Source organism: Klebsiella sp. 141251 (assembly GCF_050600725.1).
GTDB classification, from domain to species: Bacteria; Pseudomonadota; Gammaproteobacteria; order Enterobacterales; family Enterobacteriaceae; genus Klebsiella; species Klebsiella aerogenes.
In genome coordinates, this window is sequence record NZ_JAQIRG010000001.1 from 277,245 (window position 1) to 302,178 (window position 24,934).

The 24,934-nt window shown below is 56.8% G+C and carries 26 protein-coding genes, 1 tRNA gene and 1 pseudogene; 9 read left to right on the forward strand and 19 right to left on the reverse strand.

Annotated elements, in window-relative coordinates; genetic code table 11:
- Positions 1–7: 7 nt before the first annotated feature.
- The 3 genes from ybaK to copA all read right to left on the reverse strand — a co-directional run bounded on the left by ybaK (position 8) and on the right by copA (position 4,117).
- Complete coding sequence (ybaK, locus tag PGR09_RS01325) at positions 8–487, reverse strand: Cys-tRNA(Pro)/Cys-tRNA(Cys) deacylase YbaK (RefSeq protein WP_015367897.1); 480 nt, start codon at positions 485–487, stop codon at positions 8–10.
- Between the two features lie 201 nt (positions 488–688).
- Entirely contained in the window at positions 689–1,483 is a 795-nt protein-coding gene (locus tag PGR09_RS01330; protein ID WP_045393507.1) for a TraB/GumN family protein, read from the reverse strand.
- A 132-nt stretch (positions 1,484–1,615) separates the two neighbouring features.
- On the reverse strand, positions 1,616–4,117 hold the full coding sequence (gene copA, locus PGR09_RS01335; protein ID WP_430915735.1) for a copper-exporting P-type ATPase CopA: 2,502 nt from the start codon (positions 4,115–4,117) through the stop codon (positions 1,616–1,618).
- A 105-nt stretch (positions 4,118–4,222) separates the two neighbouring features.
- Here copA and cueR point away from each other — a divergent pair, with 105 nt between their 5' ends.
- The gene (cueR, locus tag PGR09_RS01340; RefSeq protein ID WP_045393501.1) at positions 4,223–4,633 is read left to right on the forward strand and encodes a Cu(I)-responsive transcriptional regulator; all 411 of its coding nucleotides are present in this window, start codon (positions 4,223–4,225) and stop codon (positions 4,631–4,633) included.
- Here cueR and PGR09_RS01345 read toward each other — a convergent pair.
- Both PGR09_RS01345 and PGR09_RS01350 read right to left on the reverse strand, forming a co-directional pair.
- The gene (locus PGR09_RS01345; protein ID WP_045393498.1) at positions 4,630–5,088 is read right to left on the reverse strand and encodes an NfeD family protein; all 459 of its coding nucleotides are present in this window, start codon (positions 5,086–5,088) and stop codon (positions 4,630–4,632) included. The two genes, cueR and PGR09_RS01345, sit on opposite strands and share 4 nt — an antisense overlap.
- Entirely contained in the window at positions 5,085–6,002 is a 918-nt protein-coding gene (locus tag PGR09_RS01350; protein ID WP_020079443.1) for an SPFH domain-containing protein, read from the reverse strand. Before PGR09_RS01350 ends, PGR09_RS01345 begins: the two co-directional genes overlap by 4 nt.
- A gap of 139 nt (positions 6,003–6,141) precedes the next feature.
- Between PGR09_RS01350 and fetA the strand changes: the two genes are divergently transcribed.
- Both fetA and fetB read left to right on the forward strand, forming a co-directional pair.
- Positions 6,142–6,819 carry an iron efflux ABC transporter ATP-binding subunit FetA gene (fetA, locus tag PGR09_RS01355; RefSeq protein WP_045393492.1) on the forward strand — a complete coding sequence of 226 codons (678 nt, stop codon included), beginning with the start codon at positions 6,142–6,144 and terminating at the stop codon, positions 6,817–6,819.
- Positions 6,806–7,588, forward strand: coding sequence for an iron efflux ABC transporter permease subunit FetB (gene fetB, locus PGR09_RS01360; protein ID WP_045393489.1), 783 nt, complete (start codon positions 6,806–6,808; stop codon positions 7,586–7,588). The genes fetA and fetB overlap by 14 nt, the downstream gene beginning before the upstream one ends.
- A gap of 210 nt (positions 7,589–7,798) precedes the next feature.
- Here fetB and PGR09_RS01365 read toward each other — a convergent pair whose 3' ends face one another.
- Genes PGR09_RS01365 through tesA form a run of 3 tightly spaced genes read right to left on the reverse strand, consistent with a single transcriptional unit; the run spans position 7,799 to position 10,131 of the window.
- Positions 7,799–8,653, reverse strand: coding sequence for a co-chaperone YbbN (locus PGR09_RS01365; protein WP_015367889.1), 855 nt, complete (start codon positions 8,651–8,653; stop codon positions 7,799–7,801).
- A 58-nt stretch (positions 8,654–8,711) separates the two neighbouring features.
- Positions 8,712–9,518 (reverse strand): SDR family oxidoreductase, encoded by an 807-nt coding sequence (locus PGR09_RS01370; RefSeq protein WP_161801889.1) that lies wholly within the window; start codon positions 9,516–9,518, stop codon positions 8,712–8,714.
- Positions 9,508–10,131 carry a multifunctional acyl-CoA thioesterase I/protease I/lysophospholipase L1 gene (tesA, locus tag PGR09_RS01375; RefSeq protein WP_047049514.1) on the reverse strand — a complete coding sequence of 208 codons (624 nt, stop codon included), beginning with the start codon at positions 10,129–10,131 and terminating at the stop codon, positions 9,508–9,510. Before tesA ends, PGR09_RS01370 begins: the two co-directional genes overlap by 11 nt.
- On the opposite strand from tesA, the gene ybbA reads away from it, so the two are divergent.
- The 3 genes from ybbA to PGR09_RS01390 all read left to right on the forward strand — a co-directional run bounded on the left by ybbA (position 10,102) and on the right by PGR09_RS01390 (position 14,526).
- On the forward strand, positions 10,102–10,788 hold the full coding sequence (gene ybbA / locus PGR09_RS01380; protein WP_047049495.1) for a putative ABC transporter ATP-binding protein YbbA: 687 nt from the start codon (positions 10,102–10,104) through the stop codon (positions 10,786–10,788). The two genes, tesA and ybbA, sit on opposite strands and share 30 nt — an antisense overlap.
- A complete protein-coding gene (ybbP, locus tag PGR09_RS01385; protein ID WP_430915736.1) occupies positions 10,785–13,199 on the forward strand; it encodes a putative ABC transporter permease subunit YbbP in 2,415 nt (804 codons plus the stop codon). The genes ybbA and ybbP overlap by 4 nt, the downstream gene beginning before the upstream one ends.
- A 181-nt stretch (positions 13,200–13,380) precedes the next feature.
- Positions 13,381–14,526 carry a porin gene (locus PGR09_RS01390; protein WP_047049491.1) on the forward strand — a complete coding sequence of 382 codons (1,146 nt, stop codon included), beginning with the start codon at positions 13,381–13,383 and terminating at the stop codon, positions 14,524–14,526.
- A gap of 106 nt (positions 14,527–14,632) precedes the next feature.
- On the opposite strand, the gene mnmH is transcribed toward PGR09_RS01390, so the two are convergent.
- The 6 genes from mnmH to ppiB form a co-directional block, all read right to left on the reverse strand.
- Positions 14,633–15,709: a tRNA 2-selenouridine(34) synthase MnmH gene (gene mnmH, locus PGR09_RS01395; protein WP_320482305.1), complete on the reverse strand. Its 1,077-nt coding sequence runs from the start codon at positions 15,707–15,709 to the stop codon at positions 14,633–14,635.
- Between the two features lie 109 nt (positions 15,710–15,818).
- A complete protein-coding gene (gene purK / locus PGR09_RS01400) occupies positions 15,819–16,886 on the reverse strand; it encodes a 5-(carboxyamino)imidazole ribonucleotide synthase (RefSeq protein WP_213292721.1) in 1,068 nt (355 codons plus the stop codon).
- Positions 16,883–17,392, reverse strand: coding sequence for a 5-(carboxyamino)imidazole ribonucleotide mutase (gene purE / locus PGR09_RS01405; protein WP_047049486.1), 510 nt, complete (start codon positions 17,390–17,392; stop codon positions 16,883–16,885). The genes purK and purE overlap by 4 nt, the downstream gene beginning before the upstream one ends.
- Positions 17,393–17,488: 96 nt before the next feature.
- On the reverse strand, positions 17,489–17,821 hold the full coding sequence (locus PGR09_RS01410) for a hypothetical protein (protein ID WP_045393468.1): 333 nt from the start codon (positions 17,819–17,821) through the stop codon (positions 17,489–17,491).
- 104 nt (positions 17,822–17,925) lie between these two features.
- On the reverse strand, positions 17,926–18,648 hold the full coding sequence (lpxH, locus tag PGR09_RS01415) for a UDP-2,3-diacylglucosamine diphosphatase (protein WP_430915737.1): 723 nt from the start codon (positions 18,646–18,648) through the stop codon (positions 17,926–17,928).
- A 3-nt stretch (positions 18,649–18,651) separates the two neighbouring features.
- On the reverse strand, positions 18,652–19,146 hold the full coding sequence (gene ppiB / locus PGR09_RS01420) for a peptidylprolyl isomerase B (protein ID WP_015367878.1): 495 nt from the start codon (positions 19,144–19,146) through the stop codon (positions 18,652–18,654).
- Positions 19,147–19,319: 173 nt separating this feature from the next.
- Here ppiB and cysS point away from each other — a divergent pair, with 173 nt between their 5' ends.
- Positions 19,320–20,705 (forward strand): cysteine--tRNA ligase, encoded by a 1,386-nt coding sequence (gene cysS, locus PGR09_RS01425; RefSeq protein ID WP_045393462.1) that lies wholly within the window; start codon positions 19,320–19,322, stop codon positions 20,703–20,705.
- A 45-nt stretch (positions 20,706–20,750) separates the two neighbouring features.
- Here cysS and PGR09_RS01430 read toward each other — a convergent pair whose 3' ends face one another.
- The 5 genes and pseudogenes from PGR09_RS01430 to folD form a co-directional block, all read right to left on the reverse strand.
- Positions 20,751–21,581, reverse strand: a complete 831-nt coding sequence (locus tag PGR09_RS01430) for a DUF2145 domain-containing protein (RefSeq protein ID WP_063415620.1) — start codon at positions 21,579–21,581, stop codon at positions 20,751–20,753.
- Positions 21,578–22,009: an STM0539 family protein gene (locus PGR09_RS01435; protein WP_430915738.1), complete on the reverse strand. Its 432-nt coding sequence runs from the start codon at positions 22,007–22,009 to the stop codon at positions 21,578–21,580. The genes PGR09_RS01430 and PGR09_RS01435 overlap by 4 nt, the downstream gene beginning before the upstream one ends.
- Before the next feature lie 8 nt (positions 22,010–22,017).
- Positions 22,018–22,384, reverse strand: a pseudogene (locus PGR09_RS01440) (metal-dependent hydrolase).
- A gap of 118 nt (positions 22,385–22,502) precedes the next feature.
- Positions 22,503–22,715, reverse strand: a complete 213-nt coding sequence (gene ybcJ / locus PGR09_RS01445; RefSeq protein ID WP_015367876.1) for a ribosome-associated protein YbcJ — start codon at positions 22,713–22,715, stop codon at positions 22,503–22,505.
- A 1-nt stretch (position 22,716) separates the two neighbouring features.
- A complete protein-coding gene (folD, locus tag PGR09_RS01450) occupies positions 22,717–23,583 on the reverse strand; it encodes a bifunctional methylenetetrahydrofolate dehydrogenase/methenyltetrahydrofolate cyclohydrolase FolD (RefSeq protein ID WP_015367875.1) in 867 nt (288 codons plus the stop codon).
- A gap of 320 nt (positions 23,584–23,903) precedes the next feature.
- On the opposite strand from folD, the gene PGR09_RS01455 reads away from it, so the two are divergent.
- Both PGR09_RS01455 and uraH read left to right on the forward strand, forming a co-directional pair.
- Positions 23,904–23,980, forward strand: a tRNA-Arg gene (locus PGR09_RS01455).
- A 160-nt stretch (positions 23,981–24,140) separates the two neighbouring features.
- A complete protein-coding gene (gene uraH / locus PGR09_RS01460) occupies positions 24,141–24,542 on the forward strand; it encodes a hydroxyisourate hydrolase (RefSeq protein WP_047049475.1) in 402 nt (133 codons plus the stop codon).
- The last annotated feature ends 392 nt before the right edge of the window (positions 24,543–24,934 follow it).

Below are 24,934 nucleotides of genomic sequence, written 5' to 3' on the forward strand. Positions count from 1 at the left end.
GGTGTGCTCAATCGCGGCGGGCGATATCGGCGAACTTCGCGTCCAGAAGCTTCGCGAGATCGCTTGCCGCCAGTTCGATATCGAGCCCGCGTTTGCCGCCGGAAATATAGATGGTGGCAAACTCCTGCGCCGGGGCATCAATCACCGTCGGCAGGCGCTTTTTCTGCCCAAGCGGGCTGATGCCGCCGACCAGGTATCCGGTGATCCGCTGCGCGACCATTGGGTCGGCCATATCTACCTTCTTGGCGCCCAGTGCTTTGGCCACTTTCTTCAAATCCAGCTGTCCGGCAACCGGGGTGACGGCGACCGCCAGATGTTTCATATCGCCGTTAACGGCCACTAATAGCGTCTTGTAAACCTGATCCGCATTGAGCCCCAGCTTGCGAACCACTTCATCGCCAAAATTGGTCTCTTGAGGATCGTGTTCGTAGCTGTGGATCTGAAAGGTAATTTTGTTTTTTTCGAGTAATTTAACGGCGGGAGTCATAGTAATCCTTCTTACCAACCGACCTAACGTATGACCAGCATACGCGTGAGGGTTGTATAAAAAATAGTACCATCTTGCGCAATAGTATTGGCAGTGATGGTCACTTTGAGCGACAATCAGACGATCCGGGATGTATATCCCGGGATAATAATAATGATGAAATTCCTCTTTGACGGGCCAATAGCAATATTGGCCATTTTTTTACGTCAACATATCCGGCAGGTTCCCTTCGCCATACAGATGCAGCGCGCCGACGGCGACCACGTAACGCCCCGGCGGCAGGGCAAGCAGCGTGTCGCGCCAGGCCACATTGCGCTGATGCATCAACACATCATATAAGGACTGGCTGAAGGTCGTCGGCAGCGTTTCCGCGCCGCGCGACGGCGGTTGCTCCAGCCACCAGCCAATCATGACCTGCAGTAAACGGGCGTTGGTGCGCCAGTGGGTCAGCGTATCTTCCAGCAGCGCCTTACCGCCGTCTGGCAGATTGCGCAGGAGCGCGATTTGGCTATCGGCGCCTTCCAGCTCCATCACCCTTATGTTGCTCTCGCGAGCGACCATCAGCAACTGGTAATCAATACCGTAATCGGGGCGTAACCCTAGCTTTTGCGCCTGAGTAGCTTGTAGCACCATCGCTACCTGCCATAGCGGCTGGCTATCGAAAAGATCGACCGATAAACCCAGCTCGCCGGCGCGTGAGCGTAATTCTGCTAATTGTGTTTCGCTCAGACGTTCAGCCAGCGGTGGATAAGAGGGGAGATTACTGAAAGGCGTTTCATTACCGGTGATGTCCGCTTCGACGATTAAGGCGTCGGCCTGACGTATTTTTTTCAGTAGCTTAGCCGGCGGCGGCGCCATGTCGCGGGTGCCCATATGGATGCTGCCGACGAGGTGTAAATAACGTTCGCCGGGCAGGACGATATCCATTGCAGGCCAGGAATAAGACGAGCCGACGGCGGCTCGCCACAGCATTTTTATTCGGTTTAACAGGCCCATACGCGCTCCGAAGTGTGAGGCATTCATGCTAGCGCATATGGTGGTGGCCGTCATCTTCCCCGCGGTTTTTTATTGTCGCCAGGAAATAAACGGGCGCTGAGTAACCTCAGCGCCCGTTTTCCGGTGACTGCGCTAATCTTTCGGTTTAAAGCGCAGCAGGCGGTTAGCGTTACTGACCACGGTGATTGACGACAGCGCCATTGCCGCGCCGGCGACTACCGGGTTCAGCAGGGTACCGGTCAGCGGCCAGAGGATCCCGGCGGCAATCGGGATGCCCAGTGAGTTGTAAACAAATGCGCCCAGCAGGTTCTGTTTCATGTTGCGTAACGTCGCTTTCGAAATCGCTAAAGCATCGGCCACGCCGTTAAGGCTATGGCGCATCAGGGTGATCGCCGCGGTCTCAATGGCGACATCGCTGCCGCCGCCCATGGCGATACCAACATCCGCCTGCGCCAGCGCCGGGGCGTCATTAATGCCGTCGCCGACCATCGCCACTTTGTGTCCCTGACTCTGCAGGCGTTTAATGGCGTCGGCTTTACCGTCCGGCAGCACGCCAGCGATCACTTCATCAATGCCCGCTTCTTTGGCGATGGCATTGGCGGTTGTCGGGTTATCCCCGGTGAGCATTACCAGACGATAGCCCTGCCGATGCAGGCGCGCCAGCGCGTCGACGCTATCTTCACGTAGCGGGTCACGGATGGCGAACAGCGCCGCGGCCTGACCATCGATCGCCAGCAGTACCGGCGTGGCGCCGCGCGAGGCCTGTGTCGTCATCTCGCTTTCCAGTTCCGCGGTGGCGATATGCTGCTCGTTAAGCAGCGCCTGGTTGCCGAGCAGCAGTCGACGACCTTCCGCTTCACCGCTGACGCCAAGCCCGCGCAGGGTACGGAAGCCGCTTACTTCCGGTAAAGTGCTGTCGGCGGCTTTATCGAGGATCGCCCGCGCCAGCGGATGGCTTGAACCTTGCTCGAGCGCGGCGGCAAGACGCACCGCGGTTGTTTCATCAAACCCTGCGAAGGTTTTCACGGCCACCACCTGCGGCTTGCCTTCGGTCAGGGTACCGGTTTTATCGAACACCAGGGTGTCGAGTTCACTGGCGCGCTGCAGAGCATCGGCGTCACGCACCAGCACGCCGTATTCCGCCGCCCGGCCGACGCCGGAAATAATCGACATCGGCGTCGCCAGGCCCAATGCGCATGGACAGGCGATAATCAGTACCGTGGTGGCAATGACCAGGGTATAGACGATTTGCGGCGCCGGGCCGAAGAAGTACCAGATACCGGCGCTAATCAGCGCAATGGCTACCACTGCCGGAACAAATACCGCAGAGATTTTATCTGCCAGTTGGCCGATTTCCGGTTTGCTACTTTGCGCCTGGCGCACCATGCGAATAATCCGCGCCAGCGTGGTCTGGCTGCCGACGGCGCTGGCGGTAAACAGCACGCTGCCGTCCTGCACCACGGTACCGGCATGAATGGCGTCGCCATCGCCTTTTTGCTGCGGTACCGGTTCGCCGGTGAGCATGGCTTCATCAAACCAGGCTTCGCCCTGGCTTATCACGCCGTCAACCGGAACGCGATCGCCAGTGGTCAGGCGCAGCGTCATCCCCGCCTCAACTTCCGCGAGCGGCAGATCTTTCTCGCCTTCAGCCGTCACGACGCGTGCCGAAGGCGGCGTCAGGTCGAGCAGTTTTTCCAGCGCTTTCGAGGAGCGCTGGCGCGCGCGGGCTTCCAGCATATGGCCGAGGTTGATAAGACCAATGATCATCGCGCTGGCTTCGTAATACAGGTGGCGCGCTTCCATCGGGAACCACTGCGGCCACAGGTTGACGCTCATGGAGTACAGCCAGGCCACCCCGGTTCCCAGCGCCACCAGCGTATCCATGGTGGCGGTGCCGTTTTTCAGGCTTTTCCAGGCGCTGCGGTAGAAGTGACCGCCAGCGAAGACCATCACCGCGAGGGTGATGAGGCCGATGACCAGCCACAGCGATCGATTGTCGTCGCTGACCATCATGTTATCGCCAATCATGCCCCAGACCATGACCGGCACGCCGACCAGCAGGGCGACAATCGCCTGCCAGCGAAAACGTTTCATGGTGGCGATGGCGGTTTCCTGCTGCCGTTCGCGGCGTTCCAGATCGTCTTCGATAGACTCCGCGCCGTAGCCGGCTTTTTCCACCGCCTGCACTAATTCTGCGGCGGACGCGCTGCCCATCACCAGCGCAGTGCGTTCCGCCAGGTTTACCCGCGCCTGTGAGACTCCCGGCACCGCGGCAAGCGCGTTTTGTACCCGGGAAACGCAGCTGGCGCAGCTCATGCCGTTGATCAGCAGCTGTTGACTGTCATCCTCGTCATGGGCTGCCGGAAGCTCGGGAGTGGCCGCTGTCAGTGCTTCCGACGGGATTGATGATTCTGCCAGCGGTTTAGCCTTTGGGTGGCTGAGCTCCGCGCCGTATCCGGCTTGTTTGATGGTCTCAATCAGGGCTTCAGCGCTGGCGCTGCCCGTGACGTGGGCTTCGGTAACAGTGACCTCCGCCTGTTCAACGTCTGGACGCTGTTCCAGGCTCTCTTTCACGCGTTTAACGCAGTGGCCGCAGGAGAGGCCATCAAGCGTCAGGTCGATAGTGTTAGACATAAATAACTCCTGAATAATTTCCGGTTAATGATTGACCGAACACACTCTTTCATCGAGTATTAAGAAGGTTAAACCTTCCAGCAAGGGGAAGGTCAAGGGGGAAAAATGAATATTAGCGATGTGGCGAAAAAAACCGGCTTGACCAGCAAAGCGATTCGTTTTTACGAAGAGAAAGGGCTGGTGACGGCGCCGCTGCGTAGCGATAACGGCTACCGTACCTATAGTCAAAAGCATCTGGATGAACTGACGCTGCTGCGCCAGGCGCGGCAGGTGGGATTTAATCTGGAGGAGTGCCGCGAGCTGGTGGCGTTATTCAACGATCCGTCGCGGCACAGCGCCGATGTGAAAAAAAGAACGCTGGAGAAAGTCGCGGATATTGAGAACCATATCCGCGAGTTGCAAAACATGCGCGCGCATCTGCTGGCGCTGGCGGACGCCTGCCCTGGTGATGAGAGCGCGGATTGCCCGATTATTGATAATCTTTCCGGCTGTTGTCACCGCAAAGCGCAGGCTTAGCGGACGGCGGCTCTTATCCGCAAGGTAATGCCTTCGACGGCGACCACTTCAACCTTGCTGCCCGCCGCGAGGTCTTCATCGGCAATCACCGGCCAGGAGCTATCGCCGACGCGGACGTGGCCGCGACCGTTTTCCAGCGCGTTGTCGAGTGTGAAACGACGGCCAACCAGCTGCTGGCCGCGCTGGTTAAGCTGCGCGTCGGCGGGGCGCTGCTGCCTCATGCGTTTACGCAGCCATTTTGACCACAGCCACGCCGCCAGCAGGGTAAGAACGGCAAACAGCGTCCCTTGCCATTCCCAACTAAATGGAATAACCCAGGTCAGCAGGCCGGTAACCACGCCAGCTACGCCGCTCCACAGCAGGTAGCCATTGCTGCCGAGCATCTCTGCCGCCAGCAACAGCCCGCCAAGGGTCAGCCAGAAAATATGCGGATGGGCGAGGATCAGGGCGATCATGATTTTTTCCGCTCGGCGCTACTCTCTTTCAGCAGTTCGCCGATCCCGGCGATCGAGCCCATCAGACTGCTGGCATCCAGCGGCATCAGCACCACTTTACTGTTGTTGGCGGCGCCAATCTGCTGCAGCGCGTCGGTATATTTCTGCGCCACGAAGTAGTTAATCGCCTGAATGTCGCCTGACGCAATCGCCGATGAGACCATCTGGGTGGCACGGGCTTCCGCTTCGGCGGAACGTTCGCGGGCTTCCGCCTGCAGGAAGGCCGACTGCCGTTCGCCTTCGGCTTTGAGGATCTGCGACTGCTTTTCACCTTCGGCTTTGAGGATTTCCGCCTGACGCACCCCTTCCGCCTCGAGGATATAAGCGCGTTTGGTTCGCTCAGCTTTCATCTGGGCGTTCATCGAGGAGATAAGCTCCGCCGGCGGGCGAACGTCGCGGATTTCGACACGGGTGATTTTCACCCCCCACGGATTGGTGGCATCGTCGACGATATGCAGCAGGCGAGTGTTAATGCTATCGCGCTGGGAGAGCATTTCATCCAGCTCCATCGAGCCGAGTACGGTACGAATGTTGGTCATCGTCAGATTGACGATCGCCAGCTCAAGATTACTGACTTCATAGGCGGCTTTTGGCGCATCGATCACCTGGATGAAGCAGACGGCGTCAATGGTGACGTTGGCGTTATCGCGGGAGATGACTTCCTGCGAAGGGATATCCAGTACCTGCTCCATCATGTTCACTTTGCGGCCGATGCGATCCATAAACGGTACCACTAAACTTAAGCCCGGCTGCAGCGTCTGCGTGTAGCGGCCAAAGCGTTCGACGGTCCATTGATAACCCTGCGGCACGATTTTTACTGCCGCCCCCACAATGACCAGTGCGACAAAAATAAGAACGGGGATAAAAATCAGCATCAAAAACCTCCTGTCTTGTTGCCTGATGGGCGCCGCAGCGAAATGGCGCAGATTTAAACAGAGTATAACTTTCTCCTTGTTCCGGTGAAAGAAAACTGGAGTAAACTGTCTGCGTTTTAGGAAATTAATTGGACATATAATGAAGGAAAATAACGCGATTTTGCGCCTCGAGGGCGTTGGTTTTAAAACCGACGACGCGGTCATCCTGAATAATATCGATCTCCGGATTAGGGCTGGAGAGTTTAAGTTAATTACCGGGCCATCCGGATGCGGCAAAAGTACGTTACTGAAAATCATCGCCTCTCTGCTGAGCCCGACCAGCGGAGAGATTTTTTTCAACGATACCGATATCACTACGCTGTCGCCGGAAAACTATCGCCAGCAGGTCTCTTATTGCGCGCAAACTCCGGCGCTATTCGGCGATTCGGTCTACGACAACCTGGTTTTCCCATGGCAGATCCGCAACAAACAGCCGGATCCTAAAGCGCTGATTGCCGATCTCGAACGCTTCGGGCTGGCGGATAATACGCTGGAGAAATCGATTAACGAATTGTCCGGCGGTGAAAAACAGCGGGTCTCGCTCATTCGTAATCTGCAGTTTCTGCCGCAGGTGCTGCTGCTGGATGAAATTACCAGCGCGCTGGATGAGAGCAATAAGCGCAACGTTAACGAGATTATTCATCGCTACGCGACGGAAAAAGGAATGGCCATTCTGTGGGTCACTCACGACCAGAACGAAATTGCCCACGCTGATGAAGTGATTACGCTACAGCCTGCTGGCGGGAAAATGCAGGAGGGGAAAAATGAACGGGCATAATATTACTAACGAATCGCTGGCGCTCTCGATGGTGCTGGTGCTGGTGGCGATCGTTGTGAGCTATCGGGAAAAGCTGGCGCTGGAAAAAGATATTATCTGGAGCATTTGCCGGGCGATAGTGCAACTCATCATCGTCGGCTACGTGCTGAAATATATCTTTAACGTTAACCATGCGGTGTTAACGCTATTGATGGTGCTGTTCATCTGCTTTAACGCGGCGTGGAATGCGAAGAAGCGCAGTAAATATATCGACAAAGCTTTTGTCTCATCGTTTATCGCTATTACCACCGGCGCCGGACTAACCCTGGCGGTGCTGGTCTTCTCGGGGTCGATCGCCTTTGTGCCGATGCAGGTTATTCCGATTGCCGGCATGGTGGCCGGTAACGCTATGGTGGCGGTAGGGCTGTGCTACAACAATATGGGCCAGCGTTTTAACAGTGAGCAGCAGCAGATTCAGGAGAAGCTAAGCCTCGGCGCCACGCCGAAGATGGCCTCCGCGCGGCTGATCCGCGACAGCATTCGCGCCTCGTTGATTCCCACGGTAGATTCGGCGAAAACGGTCGGACTGGTGAGTCTGCCGGGGATGATGTCGGGACTGATTTTCGCCGGGATTGACCCGGTGAAGGCGATTAAGTATCAGATTATGGTCACGTTTATGTTGCTGTCGACCGCCAGCCTGTCGACGATTATTGCCGGCTATCTGACCTACCGGAAGTTCTTCAATACCCGTCATCAACTGGTGGTGACGCAGTTGAAAAAGCGCCCGTAAGCATTCCCGGGTAGCGGCTTACGCCTTACCCGGGCTACCACAGGGCTGCAGATACTGTTATCGGTATGCAACTGTTTTGCTTGGGGAAAAACATGTGCTTTGTGTTAATCCTGTAAGTATTCCCGGGTAGCGGCTTACGCCTTACCCGAGCTACCACGGCGTAATCTGTAGCCCGGATAAGCGTAGCGCTATCCGGGTCAGCGCCTCTGATTAGTACAGCAATGAATACAGCTGGCGGCGGTATTTCGCCGCCAGGGCGTCTCCGGTACCGAGCGCCGCGAGGATCTCCTGCAGCATTTTGCGAACCTGGCCATCGCCGGCGCCTAAATCTTTTTGCAGATGCGTGAACAGCAGCGCCAGCGCTTCTTCGTTGCGCCCGACCTGGTGCAACTGCAACGCCAGCTGAGACGCCAGCGCCGCGTCGTCCGGGTTCTGCTCGACCTGCTGCTGTAGTTGCTGGATTTCCGGGGTATCGGCGGCCTGCTTAAGCAGTTCAATCTGCGCCACCAGCCCCTGATAACGGGTGTCCTGATCCTGCAGCGGCACGGTTTTCAGCACGCTTTCAGCCTCATCGGAACGCTGCAGGGCAATTAGCGTTTCCGCCAGCAGCAGGCCAATCTGGCTATCCTGGTTAGACAACTGCCAGGCGTCTTTCAGCAGCGGCAGCGCGTCGGCGTATTTTTCTTCCTGCATCAGCGCCAGCGCTTCTTGCGCTTTCAATTCTTCTTCGCGCGGCAGTACTTTATCCAGCAGGGCGCGGATGGCTTCTTCCGGCTGCGGGCCTTCAAAACCATCTACCGGCTGGCCGTTCTGGAACAGATACACCGTCGGAATCGCGCGCAGACCAAACTGCGAAGCCAGCATTTGCTCCGCGTCGCAATCTACCTTCGCCAGCGTAAACTGACCGTGGTATTGGGCGGCCAGGCGCTCAAGCACCGGCGTCAGCTGTTCGCAGTGCTGGCTGCGGGCGGACCAGAAATAAAACAGCACCGGCGCGTTCATGGATTGCTGCAGCGTCTGCTGCAGGTTGGCCTCGGTAATATTGACAATATTCTGTTCGGACATGGGCGTATCTCGTTAGTCGATTTCTGTTTTAGATGGGGGCGACATTCAGCGCTTCAACTCAGCCCTGGATAATTTTGTCCATTGCACGGGCCGGCAGCAGGCGTTTTAACCAGCCTACCGCGTGGGTGACCAGCGTCACCGGATAGCGCAGTTTCGGCTTGTCGCTGACGAAGGCGTGACGCACTTTTTCCACCACCGCCTCCGGGCCGAGCGTAAAGCGCGCGGCAATGCCTGGGTTCTCTACCGTCTTGTCGCCGGTCTGGTTAACATTGTTGGTAAAGCGGGTGCGTATCGGCCCAGGTTCAATCAGGCTGACTTTAATGCCGCTGTGGCGGAGCTCCATGCGCAGGGCATCGGACCACGCCTCCAGCGCGTATTTACTGGCGGCATAGGCGCCGCGGCCGGGGCTGGAAATCAGCCCCATCACCGAAGAGGTCATCACGATGCGGCCCTCGCCGTGCGGCTGCATAGCGGGCAGCAGCAGCATGGTGAGCTGGTGGGCGCCGAAAAAGTTGGCGGAAAACTGCTGTTCCATTTGCTGACGGCTGATGGTGGTGAGCGGACCGTAGACGCCGTAGCCAGCATTATTGAACAGGCCATACAGGCGGTTCCCGGTCAGCGCGATGACCTCGGCGGCGGCATTTTCGACGCTTTGCGGGTCATCGAGATCCAGCAAAATACCGGTCAGACCCAGTTCCTGCATACGGGCGACATCCTCCCCCTTACGGCAGGCGGCCAGTACCCGAAAGCCCTGGCGTTTTAAATCGAGCGCGCTTTCGAGGCCAATTCCGCTGGAACATCCTGTAACTAAAACCGATTTTTGCATAACTTTACCTGTGAATGACTCCCGGCGTTCAGGAGTCATGATTAACTAAGGGAGCCAACCGGGTTGCCATCCAGTCGGCAATAAACGGTTGCGCATCGCGATTAGGATGAATGCCGTCGTCCTGCATCCATTGTGGCTTGAGATAAACCTCCTCCATAAAAAAGGGCAGCAGAGGAATATCGAACTCTTTGGCCAGTTGCGGATATATCGCGCTAAAGGCTTCATTATAACGGCGCCCATAGTTGGCGGGCAGGCGTATTTGCATCAGCAGCGGCTGGGCCTTCGCCGCTTTGATATCCTGAATAACGGTACGCAGCGTCTGCTCCGTTTGCTGCGGCGGGAAACCACGCAGCCCGTCGTTGCCGCCCAGTTCCACCAGCACCCAGCGCGGCTGGTGCTGCTTCAGTAGCGCCGGCAGGCGCGCCAGTCCCTGCTGCGAGGTGTCGCCGCTGATACTGGCGTTGACCACCGTCGTTTTGGCCTGCCACTTCTCATTAAGCAGAGCAGGCCAGGCCGTATTGGCCGCCATTCGATAGCCGGCGCTCAGGCTATCGCCAAGCACTAACAGCGTATCCGCCGCCATTGCGCGGCAGGTAAACAGAACCATAAACAGGAAAGGCAAATGCCAGCGGAAAACATACTTGAAGTTCATCATCTTAAGAAATCCGTCGGTCAGGGAGAGCATCAGTTGTCCATCCTTACCGGAGTTGAGCTGGTTGTCAAACCGGGGCAAACCATCGCCCTGATTGGCGAGTCCGGTTCCGGGAAATCCACGCTGCTGGCGATACTTGCCGGGCTCGACGACGGCAGCAGCGGCGAAGTGTCTCTTTTGGGGCAGCCGCTGCATCAGATGGATGAAGAGGCGAGGGCGACGTTACGCGCGAAGCACGTAGGCTTTGTCTTTCAATCGTTTATGTTGATTCCGACGCTAAATGCCCTGGAGAACGTCGAGCTGCCGGCCTTGCTGCGCGGCGCCAGCGATAGCCAAAGCCGCGGCGATGCGCGCGCGCTGCTTGAACAGCTAGGGCTTGGCAAACGCCTGCACCATTTACCGGCGCAGCTTTCCGGCGGCGAGCAGCAGCGAGTGGCGCTGGCTCGCGCCTTTAACGGCCGTCCGGCGCTGCTATTTGCCGATGAGCCGACCGGTAATCTCGACCGTCACACCGGCGATAAAATCGCCGATCTGCTGTTCTCACTCAACCGCGAACACGGCACCACCCTAATTCTGGTGACCCACGATCCGCTGCTGGCGGCGCGTTGCGATCGTCGCTTACGCCTGGTGGATGGCAAGTTGCAGGAGGAAGCATGATAGCCCGCTGGTTCTGGCGCGAATGGCGCTCGCCTTCACTGCTCATCGTCTGGCTGGCATTGAGCATGGCGGTGGCCTGCGTGCTGGCGCTGGGCTCAATCAGCGACCGTATGGAAAAAGGGTTGAGCCAGCAAAGCCGCGAATTTATGGCCGGGGATCGCACCTTGCGCAGTTCACGCGAAGTGCCCGCCGAGTGGATCGCCGAGGCGCGCGCGCTCGGGTTAACCGTGGGCGAACAGCTGAGCTTCGCCACCATGACTTTCGCTGTAGATACCCCGCAACTGGCGGATGTCAAAGCGGTTGATGATACTTATCCGCTGTACGGCACGCTGGAGACCTCTCCGGCGGGATTAAAACCGCAGCGCGGCAGCGTCCTGCTGGCGCCGAGGCTGATGGCGCTGCTGAATCTGAAAACCGGCGATAACATTGATGTTGGCGACGCTACCTTGCGCATCGCCGGCGAGGTCATTCAGGAGCCTGACGCCGGCTTCAACCCCTTCCAGATGGCGCCGCGGCTAATGATGAATATCGCCGATGTGGCGAAAACCGGCGCGGTACAGCCCGGCAGCCGCGTCTCCTGGCGCTATAAGTTTGCCGGTAGCGCGCAGCAGCTGGCGGCCTACGAGCGGTGGCTATTGCCGAAGCTTGGCGCGGAACATCGCTGGATTGGCCTGGAGCAGGATGATAGCGCGTTGGGTAAATCGCTGGAGCGCTCGCAGCAATTTTTACTGCTGTCCGCGTTACTAACGTTGCTGCTGGCGGTCGCCGCGGTGGCGGTCGCGATGGGGCATTACTGCCGCAGCCGCTACGATCTGGTCGCTATTCTCAAAACCTTAGGCGCCGGGCGGGCGCAGCTGCGTAAACTTATCATCGGTCAGTGGCTAATGTTGCTGATGCTGGCGGTTGCGGCGGGGGGCGCGATGGGGCTGCTGCTGGAAAAAGCCCTGCTGCTGATGCTTAAACCGGTGCTGCCCGCCGCGCTGCCGCCCGCCAGCGGCTGGCCGTGGCTGTGGGCTATCGGCGCGATGGTGGTGATTTCGTTGCTGGTCGGCTGGCGGCCCTATCGGCTGCTGCTGGCGACTCTGCCGCTGCGGGTATTGCGGCAAGATGTGGTGGCTAACGTCTGGCCGCTAAAACACTATATTCCCGTGGTCTGCGCGGTGGTTGTCGGCGGACTGGCCTGGCTGATGGGCGGTAGCCCGCTACTGTGGTCGGTGCTGGTCGGGGCCTTGGTGCTGGCGCTGCTATGCGGGCTGGTAGGCTGGGCCTTGCTGTGGTTGCTCAAGCGCGTCACGCTAAAAGCGTTGCCGCTGCGCCTGGCGGTGAACCGTCTGTTGCGCCAGCCGTGGTCAACGCTGAGCCAACTGGCGGCGTTTTCACTGTCGTTTATGCTGCTGGCTCTGCTGTTGGTGTTACGCGGCGATTTGCTCGAACGCTGGCAGCAGCAGCTGCCGCCGGAAAGTCCGAACTACTTTCTGATTAATATCGCTCCCGAACAGGTAGTTCCGGTGAAGACATTCCTCGCCGAACACCAGACCCGGGCGGCGGAGTTTTATCCCATCGTGCGCGCGCGGCTGACGCAGATTAACGGTCAAACCACCGAGGGCAATAAAGACGAAGCGCTAAACCGCGAGCTTAATCTCACCTGGAGCGAGCAGCGCCCGGATCATAATCCGCTGGTGGCCGGCAGTTGGCCGCCGAAGGCGGGCGAGGTGTCGATTGAAGAGGGGCTGGCGCAGCGGTTGGGCGTCAGGATCGGTGATAGCGTCACCTTTACCGGCGATACCCAGCAATTTAGCGCTAAGGTGACCAGCGTGCGCAAAGTTGACTGGGAGAGCCTGCGGCCAAACTTCTTCTTTATTTTCCCGCCGGGGGCGCTGGATGGGCAGCCGCAAAGCTGGCTTACCAGCTTCCGTTGGGATAATGGCAACGCGATGCTGACCCAGCTTAACCGCGAGTTTCCCACCGTCAGCCTGCTGGATATCGGCGCCATCCTGCGCCAGGTCGGCCAGGTGTTGACGCAGGTCAGTCGGGCGCTGGAGGTCATGGTGGTGCTGGTCACCGCCTGTGGCGTGCTATTGCTGCTGGCCCAGGTGCAGGTCGGGATGCGCCAGCGGCATCAGGAGCTGGTCGTCTGGCGGACGCTGGGGGCTGGTAAAGTCTTGCTGCGCACCACGTTGTGGGTGGAGTTCGCCCTGCTTGGCGTGGTTTCGGGGCTGGTGGCGGCCATTGGCGCCGAGGTGGCGCTGGCGATGCTGCAAACCAAAGTGTTTGATTTTCCATGGACGCCGGACTGGCGGCTGTGGGTGATGCTGCCATTATCCGGCGCTATTTTATTATCGTTGTGCGGCGGTTGGTTGGGATTACGCTTATTAAAAGGTAAAGCGTTATTCCGACAATTTAACCAGTAAATAGATTTCATTTTTATGAAGCGCCGCGCAATTTCGCGGCGCTTTTATTTTAACGGCACAAAATGATAATTCCTTGATTTTTAAGCGCACAAAACATTAAAAACCCAACAACACGTCGTGCTAATTCGCAGTTAATATTCAACTGGCAAATATAAGGTTGCTTATTACTCAAGGAAAAAGCATGGCACATAAAATAAAAGCGCTGGCGATCTCGATCGGCGCAGCATTAGCGTTAACCTCTTTTGCATCCCAGGCTGAGATTACGCTGCTGAAACAAGATCCGCAGGCGGGCGATCCGTTAAGTCGCCTTAACTTTACCGTCGGCGGGAGTATTCGTCCGCAGTTCAATATGATGACCGGCGATGGCGATAAAGGTTCCTACAAGCGTAACGGTTTCGATGGCGGCACCCGTTTCCGTTTCGCGGCTGATTACTATCTCTTTGATGATATTAGCTGGATCAGCTACTACGAACTGGGCGTCAATATTCCGGCGCTGTTCGATTGGGACAATCACTACGCGGAAGGGGCGAATAATACCACCCGCCGTATGTTGTTCACCGGTCTGAAGAGCGATACCTGGGGTACCTTAACCTACGGTCAGCAAAACAGTATTTACTATGATGTCGTCGGCGTGAAAACCGATATCTGGGACTATGATATGATCGGTCAGGCTCCGGGTAACGGTATTAACGGCGATTACGATGGTTCTTATCGTTCACGCAATATGTTGAAATATAAGAAAACCGTCGGTGATGTCGATCTGTATGGCTCCTATCTGTTTGAAGATAGCGAATATCTGCCGGGCGATGGTCTGCGCTACAAGCGTAAAGGAGGCGGTTCTATCGGCGTGGATTACCACATCATGAAGGACCTGACCTGGGGTACCGCGTGGAACTACACCCGCGCCGAAATGCGCGACCCGTCAAGCTCCAATAGCAAAACCTACGACCAGAATATTGTCGGTACCGCGTTGAGCTGGACTCCGGATAACTGGACCTTCTCCTTCGGCGGCGGCTGGTATCAGAACTTCCTGACTACCAAGAAAACCGATGTTCATAACTATTTCGCCGGCGATGCCTGGGGTATTGAATACTTTGCCGGCTATAAATTCCCGATTAATCAATACGCTGTTAAATCTATTCAACCGTACTTTATGGGCGACCGCCTGGAGTACGTGAATGGCCGCAACTACCAGCGTATTGATAACGGTTTGGGTATTAGCTTCCAGCTGGATTACGGTTTCCGTGTTGATTACGAGCACGTGTTTACCTCCAGCACCGATGATCTGGGCGATATGAACCTGGTGCGTCTGCGCTACGACTTCTAACGATGAGCCGCCGCAAGCCGGGAATTTCCCCGGCTTGCGCTGCGCTAAGCGGGAGTAGCCCCGGTAAGGCGCCAGCCGCTACCCGGGAAGCCGTCTGGTTGGGGAACTACTTCGCCAGCCAGGCGGCGACATCCTGCCAGTTACCGCGAAAGATAATCTTCCCGGCTTTTTTCCCCAACTGATAGCGATACATCGGGTCGTAGTATTCATTTAACAGCGGAACCAGCCAGGCGAAGTGCGCCTCGGTACTGGCGGTACGCTGCTGCTGCGACAGCGCCGCGTCGAGCAGTTCGCTTAGCTGGGCAAAGCGCTGTAGCCCTAGCCGACGCCGGATGGCAAACAGCCCGTGATGCAGATACTCGCTATATTCCTGCCAGCCTTTCTCTTCGCCATAGGCGGCAATAAAGTCGCGATGCATACGATCGAAGTACTCTTCGCGCAGTCGCTCCAGACGAACGTCAAACGGATCTTCCACCACCGCCAGCGGCGATTGCGCCATGCGGATACGCAGGCACTCCGGCAGGTGGTTCGCGCCGATCATATGGCCTTCATCTTCCAGCACCCAGCGTGTCTGTTGTTCAGCTTTTTTAAGCAGGGTGACCGCCAGATGGTTTTCGAACGTCGCCTGCGGGTGTTGCTGCAGTAGCGTTCGGCCAAATGACGAACCGCGGTGGTGGGCGTGACCTTCAAGATCGATACCGTCCGGGCGCGAGCAAACCAGCTGGGTTTTGCCATTGCCGGTGCAGCCGCCAATCAGCACGATAGGGCGCTGTACCAGCTCCTCGGTAGCCTGTATTGCCGCCTGGCGTAGCGCTTTGTAGCCGCCGACAATCAGCGGATAATCGACGCCAGCTTCCCGCAGCCACTGCTGCACGATATGCGAGCGCTGGCCGCCGCGGGCGCAGCACAGATAGCCCTGCGGATAGCGGGCGCAGGCCTCCAGCCACGCCTTGAGACGGCTGGCTCGCAGGTCGCCATCGACCAGCTTATGGCCGAGGGCTAATGCCGCTTCCGGCCCCTGGCGCTTGTAACAGGTGCCGACGGCGGCGCGTTCGTCATCGTTCATCAGCGGTAGGTTAATCGCCGCGGGCATCGCGCTTTGCTGAAATTCCACCGGTGCGCGGACGTCGATAAGCGGCGTACCCGCGCTGAGGATGGCGCGATAGTGTGTCCCATTTTCCATGGGTCGTCCTTTTGAGTTAAAACCAGATGTGCTTACTGCGAGGTGGGGATTCTACGCGCCGAAGGGCGTGCCGGGGAAGGGGATAGATCAAATCCCCGGCACGAATGGCTTAATTAAGCTGCGATTGCGCCCAGAAAACACCGCTGGCGTATTCGGCTGGCAGGAGCGGTTTCAGCGCTTCCAGCGTGGCGCTCAGGCGATCGGTATCGCTGTCGGTCAGATTCAGGTGGCCGACTTTACGCCCCGGACGAACCTCTTTGTCGTACCAGTGCAGATGCACCAGCGGCAGTTTTAGCCAGTCGTAGTTCAGATCGCTGCCGATCAGATTGATCATCACCGACGGGCTGTTGACCACCGGTGGCGGCAGCGGTAGATCGGTAATGGCGCGCAGGTGCAGTTCAAACTGGCTAATGGAAGCGCCGTTCTGCGTCCAGTGGCCGCTATTATGTACGCGCGGCGCCAGCTCGTTGATCAGCAGTCCCTCGGCGGTGACGAAGCACTCCATGGCCATCACGCCCACGTAGTCGAGCTCGTTCATGATCGCCGTCAGCATGCTTTCCGCCTGCGCCTGCTGGCGGGCATTGGCCTGCGGGAAGGCGACGCTGGCGCGCAGAATGCCGTCCTGGTGCAGGTTGCGGGTCAGCGGATAAAACACCGTGCTGCCGTCGCGGCCCCGGGCGCCGACCAGCGACACCTCGCCGGAGAAGTTAATACCCTGCTCAACGATACACTCGCCGTAGTTATCATTGGGTAGTTGTGTGGTTTCGTTCTCGCGTAAACGCCACTGGCCGCGGCCATCGTAGCCGCCAACGCGGCGCTTGACGATAGCCAGTTCGCCCAGACGGGCAAACACGGCGGGCCACTCGCTTTTATCCGCCAGTAGCTGCCACGGCGCGGTGGCGAGGCCAAGTTTGTCGAACAACTGTTTCTGGGTCAGGCGGTCGGCGATGATCGGAAAAACGTCGCGGTTAACGAACGCCGGATGGCGCGCCAGCTCACGGGTTAAAGCGGTTTCCGGCCAGCGTTCGATTTCGGCGGTGATGACGCTTTGCTGGAACGGCACCGCTTCCGGGTCGGCTTCCAGGCCGACCGGCCAGACGGCGATGCCCAGCGGTTCACCGGCCTGACGCAGCATGCGGCCTAACTGTCCGTTACCGAGGACGCAAACCTGTTTCATGCCGCACCTCGCGGGTCCGGGTTATCCAGCACCTCATCGGTTTGCGCCTGACGCCAGGCGCTCAGACGCTGGTGCAGCTCAGCATCATGCTGGGCGAGAATTTGCGCGGCGAGCAGGGCGGCGTTAGCGGCGCCGGCTTTGCCGATGGCCAGCGTGCCGACCGGGATGCCGCGCGGCATTTGAACGATAGAGTAGAGGCTGTCAACGCCGCTTAACGCTGCGCTCTGAACCGGCACGCCAAGCACCGGCACCAGAGTTTTCGCTGCAATCATGCCCGGCAAATGCGCCGCGCCGCCCGCACCGGCGATGATCACCTGATAACCGTTGCTTTCGGCGCTTTCGGCGAAGCTAAACAGTTTATCGGGCGTACGGTGGGCGGAAACCACTTCAACATGGTGCGGAACGTTCAGGGTATCAAGGATTTCTGCGGCGAACTGCATGGTAGTCCAGTCGCTTTTGGACCCCATCACGATGGCGATACGCGCCGGATTATTGCGGGAAGACATGCGTCTGAAAACTCCTGTGGGTGTGCTTCACACTGCTTTAGAGGCCACAGAGAATAGCACGATATCCCGCCAAGGAAAACGGTTGCGTACGCGTGGTTAGCCGTCTTTTGTCTCGCTTGCCGACGATGAAGTACGTTGTTTATTTGCCTTTATCTCATTCATGATACAGGTGATAAGCAGCACTAACCCCCAAGGAAGCATCAGGGTACCCATGATCAGTAAATAGATTTGTACCAGCCGCCCATCGTGGGGCCGGGTACAGAGCAAATAAATAGCATAAAAATAAATTGCCCATGCCAGCATTGCACACCAGACAAATGCCAGTGTGTTGCCGATAGCGACGCCGATTAAGGCGATATAGCTTACCCCTAACGGATTGAGGATCGCGATGATCATTCCCCAGATTAGGGGTTGGTTCCATTTTTTCATACTCGTTCCTTGAGTGAGATTTAGCCAAAGGCTAGCATGCGGAGAACAGATAGCGTCAGTCATTCCCCCTTCAGAAGAAGGTTTTCGGAATTGTGCCTGGGAGATTAAAACGGGAAATAGATAAGTTCGACGCCGTCGGCGCTGACTTTCACCATTGACCCTTCGCTGTGCCACGCGCCGAGAACCACGCGCCACGCGGGCTGCCCGTTGGCCTGGAGTTCATGGACGGCCGGACGATGGGTATGGCCGTGAATCAGCCACTGCACCTGATGCCGCTCCATCGCGTCGACGACCGCCTGCGGATTCACATCCATAATTTCCATCGATTTGCTGCTGTTGGCGGCCTGGCTATCGGCGCGCATTTTGGCGGCGATGCGGCGGCGGATAAACAGCGGCAGGGCGAGAAACAGACGTTGGATCCACGGGGTGTGGACTTTAGCGCGAAACGCCAGGTAACCGGGGTCATCGGTACATAAGGTGTCGCCATGCATAATCAACACTTCACGGCCATAGAGGTCCAGCCGCTCTTCTTCAGAGAGCAGGATCATGCCGCTCTGGCGGGCGAAGCGCTGGCCGACGAGAAAATCGCGGTTGCCGTGGATGAAGTAGCAGGGAACGCCGGCGTCGACGACGGCTTTGATGGCCGAAGCGATTTGCTGATGCAGCGGGTTCGGATCGTCATCGCCGATCCAGGCCTCGAACAGGTCGCCGAGTATATACAGCGCGTCCGCTTCGCGGGCGCTGCCGGCTAAAAAGCGCAGAAAACCGGCGGTGATCGCCGGTTCTTCTGTTTGCAGATGCAGGTCTGCAATAAAAAGTGTCGCCACGAATTATTCGCTGACGGTGACGCTTTTGATTACAACATCTTCTTTCGGCACATCCTGGTGCATGCCGCTGCGGCCGGTGGCAACCGCTTTGATTTTGTCTACCACGTCCATACCTTCAACCACTTCGGCAAAGACGCAGTAGCCCCAACCCTGCAGGCTTTCGCCAGAGAAGTTCAGGAAGTCGTTGTCTACTACGTTGATGAAGAACTGCGCGGTGGCGGAGTGCGGCGCCTGAGTACGGGCCATCGCCAGGGTACCACGGGTATTTTTCAGACCGTTGTTGGCTTCGTTCTGAATCGGAGATTTGGTCGCTTTCTGATTCATGCCCGGCTCAAAGCCGCCGCCCTGAATCATGAAGCCATTGATAACACGGTGGAAAATGGTGTTGTCGTAGAAACCTTCGCGGCAGTAGTCCAGGAAGTTTTTAACTGTTTCCGGCGCTTTGTCGTCAAACGTTTTGATTACGATATCGCCATGATTGGTGTGGAAAGTAACCATTTTTGCATCCTGTTCCGATGATTGTAGTGCTGAACCCAGGGTTGGGTATGACATAGGTGGCTGTTATAGCATAACCGCGGGGGTCGATGCACCTTGCAATGTGTGCTGCTTCCGGTTTGAATTAGGGTTAGAATAAGCGACTTATATCCACACACGTCTACACGGAATCTTCGATGTTAAAAATTTTTAATACACTGACGCGCCAAAAAGAAGAATTTAAACCTATTCATGCCGGGGAAGTTGGCATGTACGTGTGTGGAATTACCGTTTACGATCTCTGTCATATCGGCCATGGCCGCACCTTCGTCTCTTTCGACGTTGTCGCTCGTTACCTGCGCTTCCTTGGTTACAAGCTGAAGTACGTGCGCAACATTACCGATATCGACGATAAAATCATTAAGCGCGCTAATGAAAACGGCGAAAGCTTTGTCGCGCTGGTCGATCGCATGATCGCTGAAATGCACAAAGATTTTGACGCCCTGAACATTCTGCGCCCGGACAACGAGCCGCGCGCCACCCATCATATCGCCGAAATTATCGAAATCACCGAGCAGCTGATCGCCCGCGGTCACGCTTATGTGGCCGATAACGGCGACGTGATGTTCGACGTACCGACCGACCCGAACTACGGTCTGTTGTCGCGCCAGGATCTCGACCAGCTGCAGGCGGGCGCCCGCGTCGACGTGGTTGACGTTAAGCGTAACCCAATGGACTTCGTCCTGTGGAAGATGTCGAAAGAGGGCGAGCCGAGCTGGCCGTCGCCGTGGGGAGAAGGGCGTCCGGGCTGGCACATTGAGTGCTCGGCAATGAACTGCAAACAGCTGGGTAATCACTTTGATATTCACGGCGGCGGTTCGGATCTGATGTTCCCGCATCACGAAAACGAGATCGCGCAATCGACCTGCGCCCACGATGGCGAATACGTCAACTACTGGATGCACTCCGGAATGGTGATGGTCGATCGCGAGAAAATGTCGAAATCGCTGGGTAACTTCTTCACCGTCCGCGACGTGCTGAAGTACTACGATGCCGAAACCATCCGCTACTTCCTGATGTCCGGCCACTATCGCAGCCAGCTGAACTACAGCGAAGAGAACCTCAAGCAGGCGCGTTCGGCGCTGGAGCGTCTGTACACCGCGCTGCGCGGAACCGATAAATCCGCGCAGCCTGCCGGCGGCGAAGCCTTCGAAGCGCGCTTTATCGAAGCGATGGATGACGACTTCAATACCCCGGAAGCCTACTCGGTGCTGTTCGATATGGCGCGTGAAGTAAACCGTCTGAAAACGGAAGACGCGGCAGCCGCGAACGCGCTGGCGGCCCATATGCGTAAGCTCTCATCGGTGCTGGGTCTGCTTGAACAGGAACCGGACGCTTTCCTGCAGAGCGGCGCGCAGGCCGATGATGGCGAAGTAGCGGAAATCGAAGGGCTTATCCAACAGCGTCTGGATGCGCGTAAAGCGAAAGACTGGGCGGCGGCGGATGCGGCGCGCGATCGTCTTAACGAGATGGGTATCGTGCTGGAGGATGGTCCGCAGGGCACCACCTGGCGTCGTAAGTAAGCGCCATTGCTAATGAAAAGGCCACGCTTGCGTGGCCTTTTTGCGTTAGGGACTGACTTCCAGTGGTGTAGGCTGAAAAACGCATACGGATTCGGGCAGATTCAGATGCAGGCAGGAGGATATGTTGCGGCTGTAACGGGCAATAAACTGAATAACGCTATCGCCACTGTTTAAACCTACTTTGCCACTTGCCAATAGTTGTTCCGGCTGATCGTCGGTAAAAACATTGCTGGCAACTATTTTTGCCCCAAGGCGTTCGAAAATCGTGACCTTAACTAACGAGGGTTGATAACCCTGCTGTAAGAGCCAATGTCTGGCCTGCTCGCGTGACCAGATGTTGCTATCGCCCGCTCGGGCAAAGACTTCCAGCAGCCAGCCATTAGAGTTTTGATACGGCCCGGAGAAGGGCCAGGCGATCAGGTTATAGCGCGGGCTGTGAAACAGGTTCAGTTTGACAGGGTTGTGCAAAAGCGCTTGTAGCGCAGCGTTAAGTTCGCCGCTCGGACGTAAAATCGCAATCTGCTGGTTAACCAGTTCATCGGCGAGAAACTCATATAATCCCTGGACGTACAGCGCCGATCGCGCGGTGCCGCAGGTATTCAGATTATGATAAACCCGCCAGCTGTTATCGGCCTGCCGTAGGGCGTAGCCGGCATGTGACCAGGTTAACCCACGGCTGGACATATCTTGCCCCTGGCGGACCAAAATAACCACCGCTTCCGGTTCGCTATTTAATTGTTGTTTGAGCAACTGTGCCTGATGCATGGTTGCGGCAATGGTTTCCGCCGATGGCGACCCCGTGCCGCAATCGGTGCTGGCTGCAGTCGCGCTTACTGATGCCACGCTCAGGCACAAGGCGAGCGCCAGGCGCTTCATTTCGCCGACAGCGGTTGGTTAGCGGAGAGCGAGGCGTCCTCTTGATTCACCATATGGGTCAGGACCTTACCTTCTTTTTTCAGCAGTGCGCCGGTGCCTTCCGGGGCTTTCTCCAGCGTCAGCTTGTCCCCGGTTTTGAGATCCGCCTCTTCCACCACCTGCAGCGGCAGCACCATTTTGACGGTGTTCTGTTTAGGGGCTTTGGTGGTCAACAGCGCGGTTTTCTGCTCTTTATTTTTGTCGACAGAAGCGGTAATCAGTGCGGCGGGGAGCAGGACTGGCGAGAGAATGATGCCGCTCACCAGCGCCGAACTGCCGATACTGGTAATGGTCGAAGAGACGGCATAGGCGTTTGTATGATCCTCGGCGTGAATCGGGCACGAAACCGCCAGCAGTGCTGCAGCGGCAAGGATGGTCGTTTTATACATGTTAATCCCTAACGTTGAATAGATTGACGATATAGCCAGAGTAGTAGCGCCAGTGCGCTTCCCGGCAGCCAGACCCACTGCAGCTCGGAGAGGATCACCTGATGGCCATAAGGCGTGGCATAACGCGATAGCGCGAATGGCACCACTTTAATCACCTGCCAGGGCAGGAAGAAGCGTTGATCGGAGCAGGGCCACAGCCAGCCGACGCCTTTACCACCATCGGTGATGGCATCGAGCAGGCTATGGGATAAGAGGCAGATACTAAGAAATGCCCAACGCCACGCCAGCCAGCAGCAGGCGAGGGGGAATGATTTTGCATCCCAGCCCTAACCCCAGACACAGCGGAACGGCGGCATCAGTGATGATGGTTGGCATTGGCTTATATTCTACAAATAAAAGCCTATTATCAGTAGGGTATTTGAGGATTACATCCCCGCATTATTCTGATTTTCCTGCGGGAGAGCGCTGGCGCCGGGACCGGCGCCAGAAAGGATTAGGCGATAACGGTAATGCTTTGACCGTCAAAGGTCACCGTTTGCCCGGCGACGATTTTACAGCGTTTGCGGGTTTCCACCGCGCCGTCGACTTTCACCAGCCCTTCGGCGATGAAGATTTTGGCCTGCGCGCCGCTTTCGCTCCAGCCTTCCAGCTTCAGCAGGTCGCACAGTTCAACATGCGGGTGTTTGCCCAGAGAAAAATTCGCCATCTTAGGCCTCCTGAATGTCGTGATACTCTTCGCACGCCTGCAGCGTATTCTGAATGAGGGTCGCTACGGTCATCGGGCCGACGCCGCCCGGCACGGGCGTAATGTAGGAGGCGCGTTCCGCCGCGTCTTCAAACACCACGTCGCCGACCACTTTGCCGCTTTCCAGACGGTTAATGCCGACGTCCACCACGATGGCGCCTTCTTTAATCCATTCACCCGGAATAAAGCCCGGTTTACCGACCGCGACAATCAGCAGATCGGCATTTTCGACGTGGTGGCGCAGGTTTTTGGTAAAGCGGTGGGTGACGGTAGTAGTGCAGCCCGCCAGCAGCAGCTCCATGCTCATCGGACGGCCGACGATGTTAGAAGCGCCAATCACCACCGCGTTGAGGCCATAAGTATCGATATTGTAGCGCTCAAGCAGGGTAACAATGCCGCGCGGCGTACAAGGACGCAGACGCGGCGCACGTTGACACAGGCGACCAACGTTGTACGGATGGAAGCCGTCGACGTCTTTGTCCGGGGCAATGCGCTCAAGGACTTTAACATTGTCGATGCCGGCAGGCAGCGGCAGCTGCACCAGAATGCCGTCGATAGTGTTATCGGCATTAAGCGTGTCGATAAGTTCCAGCAGCTCGGCTTCGCTGGTGGTTTCCGGGAGATCGTAAGAGCGGGAGACGAAGCCCACCTCTTCACATGCCTTGCGTTTGCTGCCGACATAAATCTGCGATGCAGGGTTGCTGCCGACCAGCACAACGGCGAGCCCGGGGGCGCGTTTTCCGGCCGCTACGCGCGCCTTCACTTTTTCCGCGACCTCAGAGCGCACCTGCTGCGCAATCGTTTTACCGTCAATAATTTTTGCTGCCATCAGAGAGAGGATTCCATCTGTCACTTTACGAAAGGGGGATGTGGATATTTTGTCAGAAGCCAGCCCTGCTGTCAGTTATCGTTTGCGTTTTTATCGGTTTTCCGCCGCGGGGCGGAGGAAAACAGGCTATTTTCCCGCGCTATAGCGACGTAATGGACGAGTCGCCAACGAGTTGGGCGAACAATCCTTAACCAGACATCGCGTTAATAATCGACAAGCTCGCTATGCTACTGTCTTTTCCCGGCAAAATGCATTGACTCACCGGAGGTTGACCGTATAATTTCACGCGATTGCACCTCCCGAAGCTCCCGCTTCTCAGTGCGCCCTTAGCTCAGCTGGATAGAGCAACGGCCTTCTAAGCCGTAGGTCACAGGTTCGAATCCTGTAGGGCGTGCCATTATCGCTTCTCTTACGTTCTATTCCTCCATCCAACACAAGACTTTGGCGTAGATCCGCGCGGCTATTACCCGTTAATTAATAACGAAAAGTTTAATTTTATTTCCCAGCGCGCTGACTATAGTGATGACACATTCACTTGCTTAATAAGGTCATCGCTCATGAAGTTAATTATCGCTTCCGTTATTTCATTGTTGAGCTTCAGCGCGCTTGCGGCGCCGGAAGGGACACTAAGCGTACATATTCTCAATCAGCAGACCGGTCTGCCTTCTCAAGGGGTGCAGATTGAGCTCGATAAGCAGCAGGGCAGCGGCTGGCAGCATATCGCCAGCGGTAAAACGGATGCCGATGGCCGTATCAAGTCGCTCTATCCGCAGGCCGATAATATGGAACCTGGGGTGTATAAAGTGACCTTCAAAACCGGTGACTACTTTAAAAGTCATAATATGAGCACCTTCTTTCCCGTCATTCCGGTTATTTTCAGCGTAACCGAACAGAACCAAAAGCTACATATCCCGCTGTTGTTGAGCCAGTTTGGCTACTCAACCTACCGCGGTAGTTGATCCACGCACTTTTCCTGGCCGGGCAAAGCGAAGACCGTCGTGTCTTGCTTTGCCCGGCGCATGTCACCGAATTCACTAAAACATCTATCTAACATTTCATCCCGCCCTTGATTGCCGCAACGTCGTGGCTACACCTCCCTTTTGTTTTCAATAAACGATCCTTCGTTCGATTTCTTTTTGATATGTGATGACGGTAACTAAAACACTGTTTTGTTTTCGTTGAATCATTATTTCACATGATCAATGATAACGGCATGGTATCAGTGTGGTGCGCACAACCCTGAGACTCCTGACTTTTCTCATCTGTTCGTAATGCAATGAACAGAAAGAATTTTTTCAAACGCTATTGAAAGAATAAGTCACATCCTTGCCGTTCAGGTGGGGTGGAGATG

Excerpts from the sequence above, each read along its gene's own strand:
- ybaK (WP_015367897.1), bottom strand. The coding sequence starts at position 487 with ATGACTCCCGCCGTTAAATTACTCGAAAAAAACAAAATTACCTTTCAG.
- PGR09_RS01330 (WP_045393507.1), bottom strand. The coding sequence starts at position 1,483 with ATGGGCCTGTTAAACCGAATAAAAATGCTGTGGCGAGCCGCCGTCGGC.
- copA (WP_430915735.1), bottom strand. The coding sequence starts at position 4,117 with ATGTCTAACACTATCGACCTGACGCTTGATGGCCTCTCCTGCGGCCAC.
- cueR (WP_045393501.1), top strand. The coding sequence starts at position 4,223 with ATGAATATTAGCGATGTGGCGAAAAAAACCGGCTTGACCAGCAAAGCG.
- PGR09_RS01345 (WP_045393498.1), bottom strand. The coding sequence starts at position 5,088 with ATGATCGCCCTGATCCTCGCCCATCCGCATATTTTCTGGCTGACCCTT.
- PGR09_RS01350 (WP_020079443.1), bottom strand. The coding sequence starts at position 6,002 with ATGCTGATTTTTATCCCCGTTCTTATTTTTGTCGCACTGGTCATTGTG.
- fetA (WP_045393492.1), top strand. The coding sequence starts at position 6,142 with ATGAAGGAAAATAACGCGATTTTGCGCCTCGAGGGCGTTGGTTTTAAA.
- fetB (WP_045393489.1), top strand. The coding sequence starts at position 6,806 with ATGAACGGGCATAATATTACTAACGAATCGCTGGCGCTCTCGATGGTG.
- PGR09_RS01365 (WP_015367889.1), bottom strand. The coding sequence starts at position 8,653 with ATGTCCGAACAGAATATTGTCAATATTACCGAGGCCAACCTGCAGCAG.
- PGR09_RS01370 (WP_161801889.1), bottom strand. The coding sequence starts at position 9,518 with ATGACTCCTGAACGCCGGGAGTCATTCACAGGTAAAGTTATGCAAAAA.
- ybbA (WP_047049495.1), top strand. The coding sequence starts at position 10,102 with ATGCCAGCGGAAAACATACTTGAAGTTCATCATCTTAAGAAATCCGTC.
- tesA (WP_047049514.1), bottom strand. The coding sequence starts at position 10,131 with ATGAACTTCAAGTATGTTTTCCGCTGGCATTTGCCTTTCCTGTTTATG.
- ybbP (WP_430915736.1), top strand. The coding sequence starts at position 10,785 with ATGATAGCCCGCTGGTTCTGGCGCGAATGGCGCTCGCCTTCACTGCTC.
- PGR09_RS01390 (WP_047049491.1), top strand. The coding sequence starts at position 13,381 with ATGGCACATAAAATAAAAGCGCTGGCGATCTCGATCGGCGCAGCATTA.
- mnmH (WP_320482305.1), bottom strand. The coding sequence starts at position 15,709 with ATGGAAAATGGGACACACTATCGCGCCATCCTCAGCGCGGGTACGCCG.
- purK (WP_213292721.1), bottom strand. The coding sequence starts at position 16,886 with ATGAAACAGGTTTGCGTCCTCGGTAACGGACAGTTAGGCCGCATGCTG.
- purE (WP_047049486.1), bottom strand. The coding sequence starts at position 17,392 with ATGTCTTCCCGCAATAATCCGGCGCGTATCGCCATCGTGATGGGGTCC.
- PGR09_RS01410 (WP_045393468.1), bottom strand. The coding sequence starts at position 17,821 with ATGAAAAAATGGAACCAACCCCTAATCTGGGGAATGATCATCGCGATC.
- ppiB (WP_015367878.1), bottom strand. The coding sequence starts at position 19,146 with ATGGTTACTTTCCACACCAATCATGGCGATATCGTAATCAAAACGTTT.
- cysS (WP_045393462.1), top strand. The coding sequence starts at position 19,320 with ATGTTAAAAATTTTTAATACACTGACGCGCCAAAAAGAAGAATTTAAA.
- PGR09_RS01430 (WP_063415620.1), bottom strand. The coding sequence starts at position 21,581 with ATGAAGCGCCTGGCGCTCGCCTTGTGCCTGAGCGTGGCATCAGTAAGC.
- PGR09_RS01435 (WP_430915738.1), bottom strand. The coding sequence starts at position 22,009 with ATGTATAAAACGACCATCCTTGCCGCTGCAGCACTGCTGGCGGTTTCG.
- ybcJ (WP_015367876.1), bottom strand. The coding sequence starts at position 22,715 with ATGGCGAATTTTTCTCTGGGCAAACACCCGCATGTTGAACTGTGCGAC.
- folD (WP_015367875.1), bottom strand. The coding sequence starts at position 23,583 with ATGGCAGCAAAAATTATTGACGGTAAAACGATTGCGCAGCAGGTGCGC.
- uraH (WP_047049475.1), top strand. The coding sequence starts at position 24,141 with ATGAAGTTAATTATCGCTTCCGTTATTTCATTGTTGAGCTTCAGCGCG.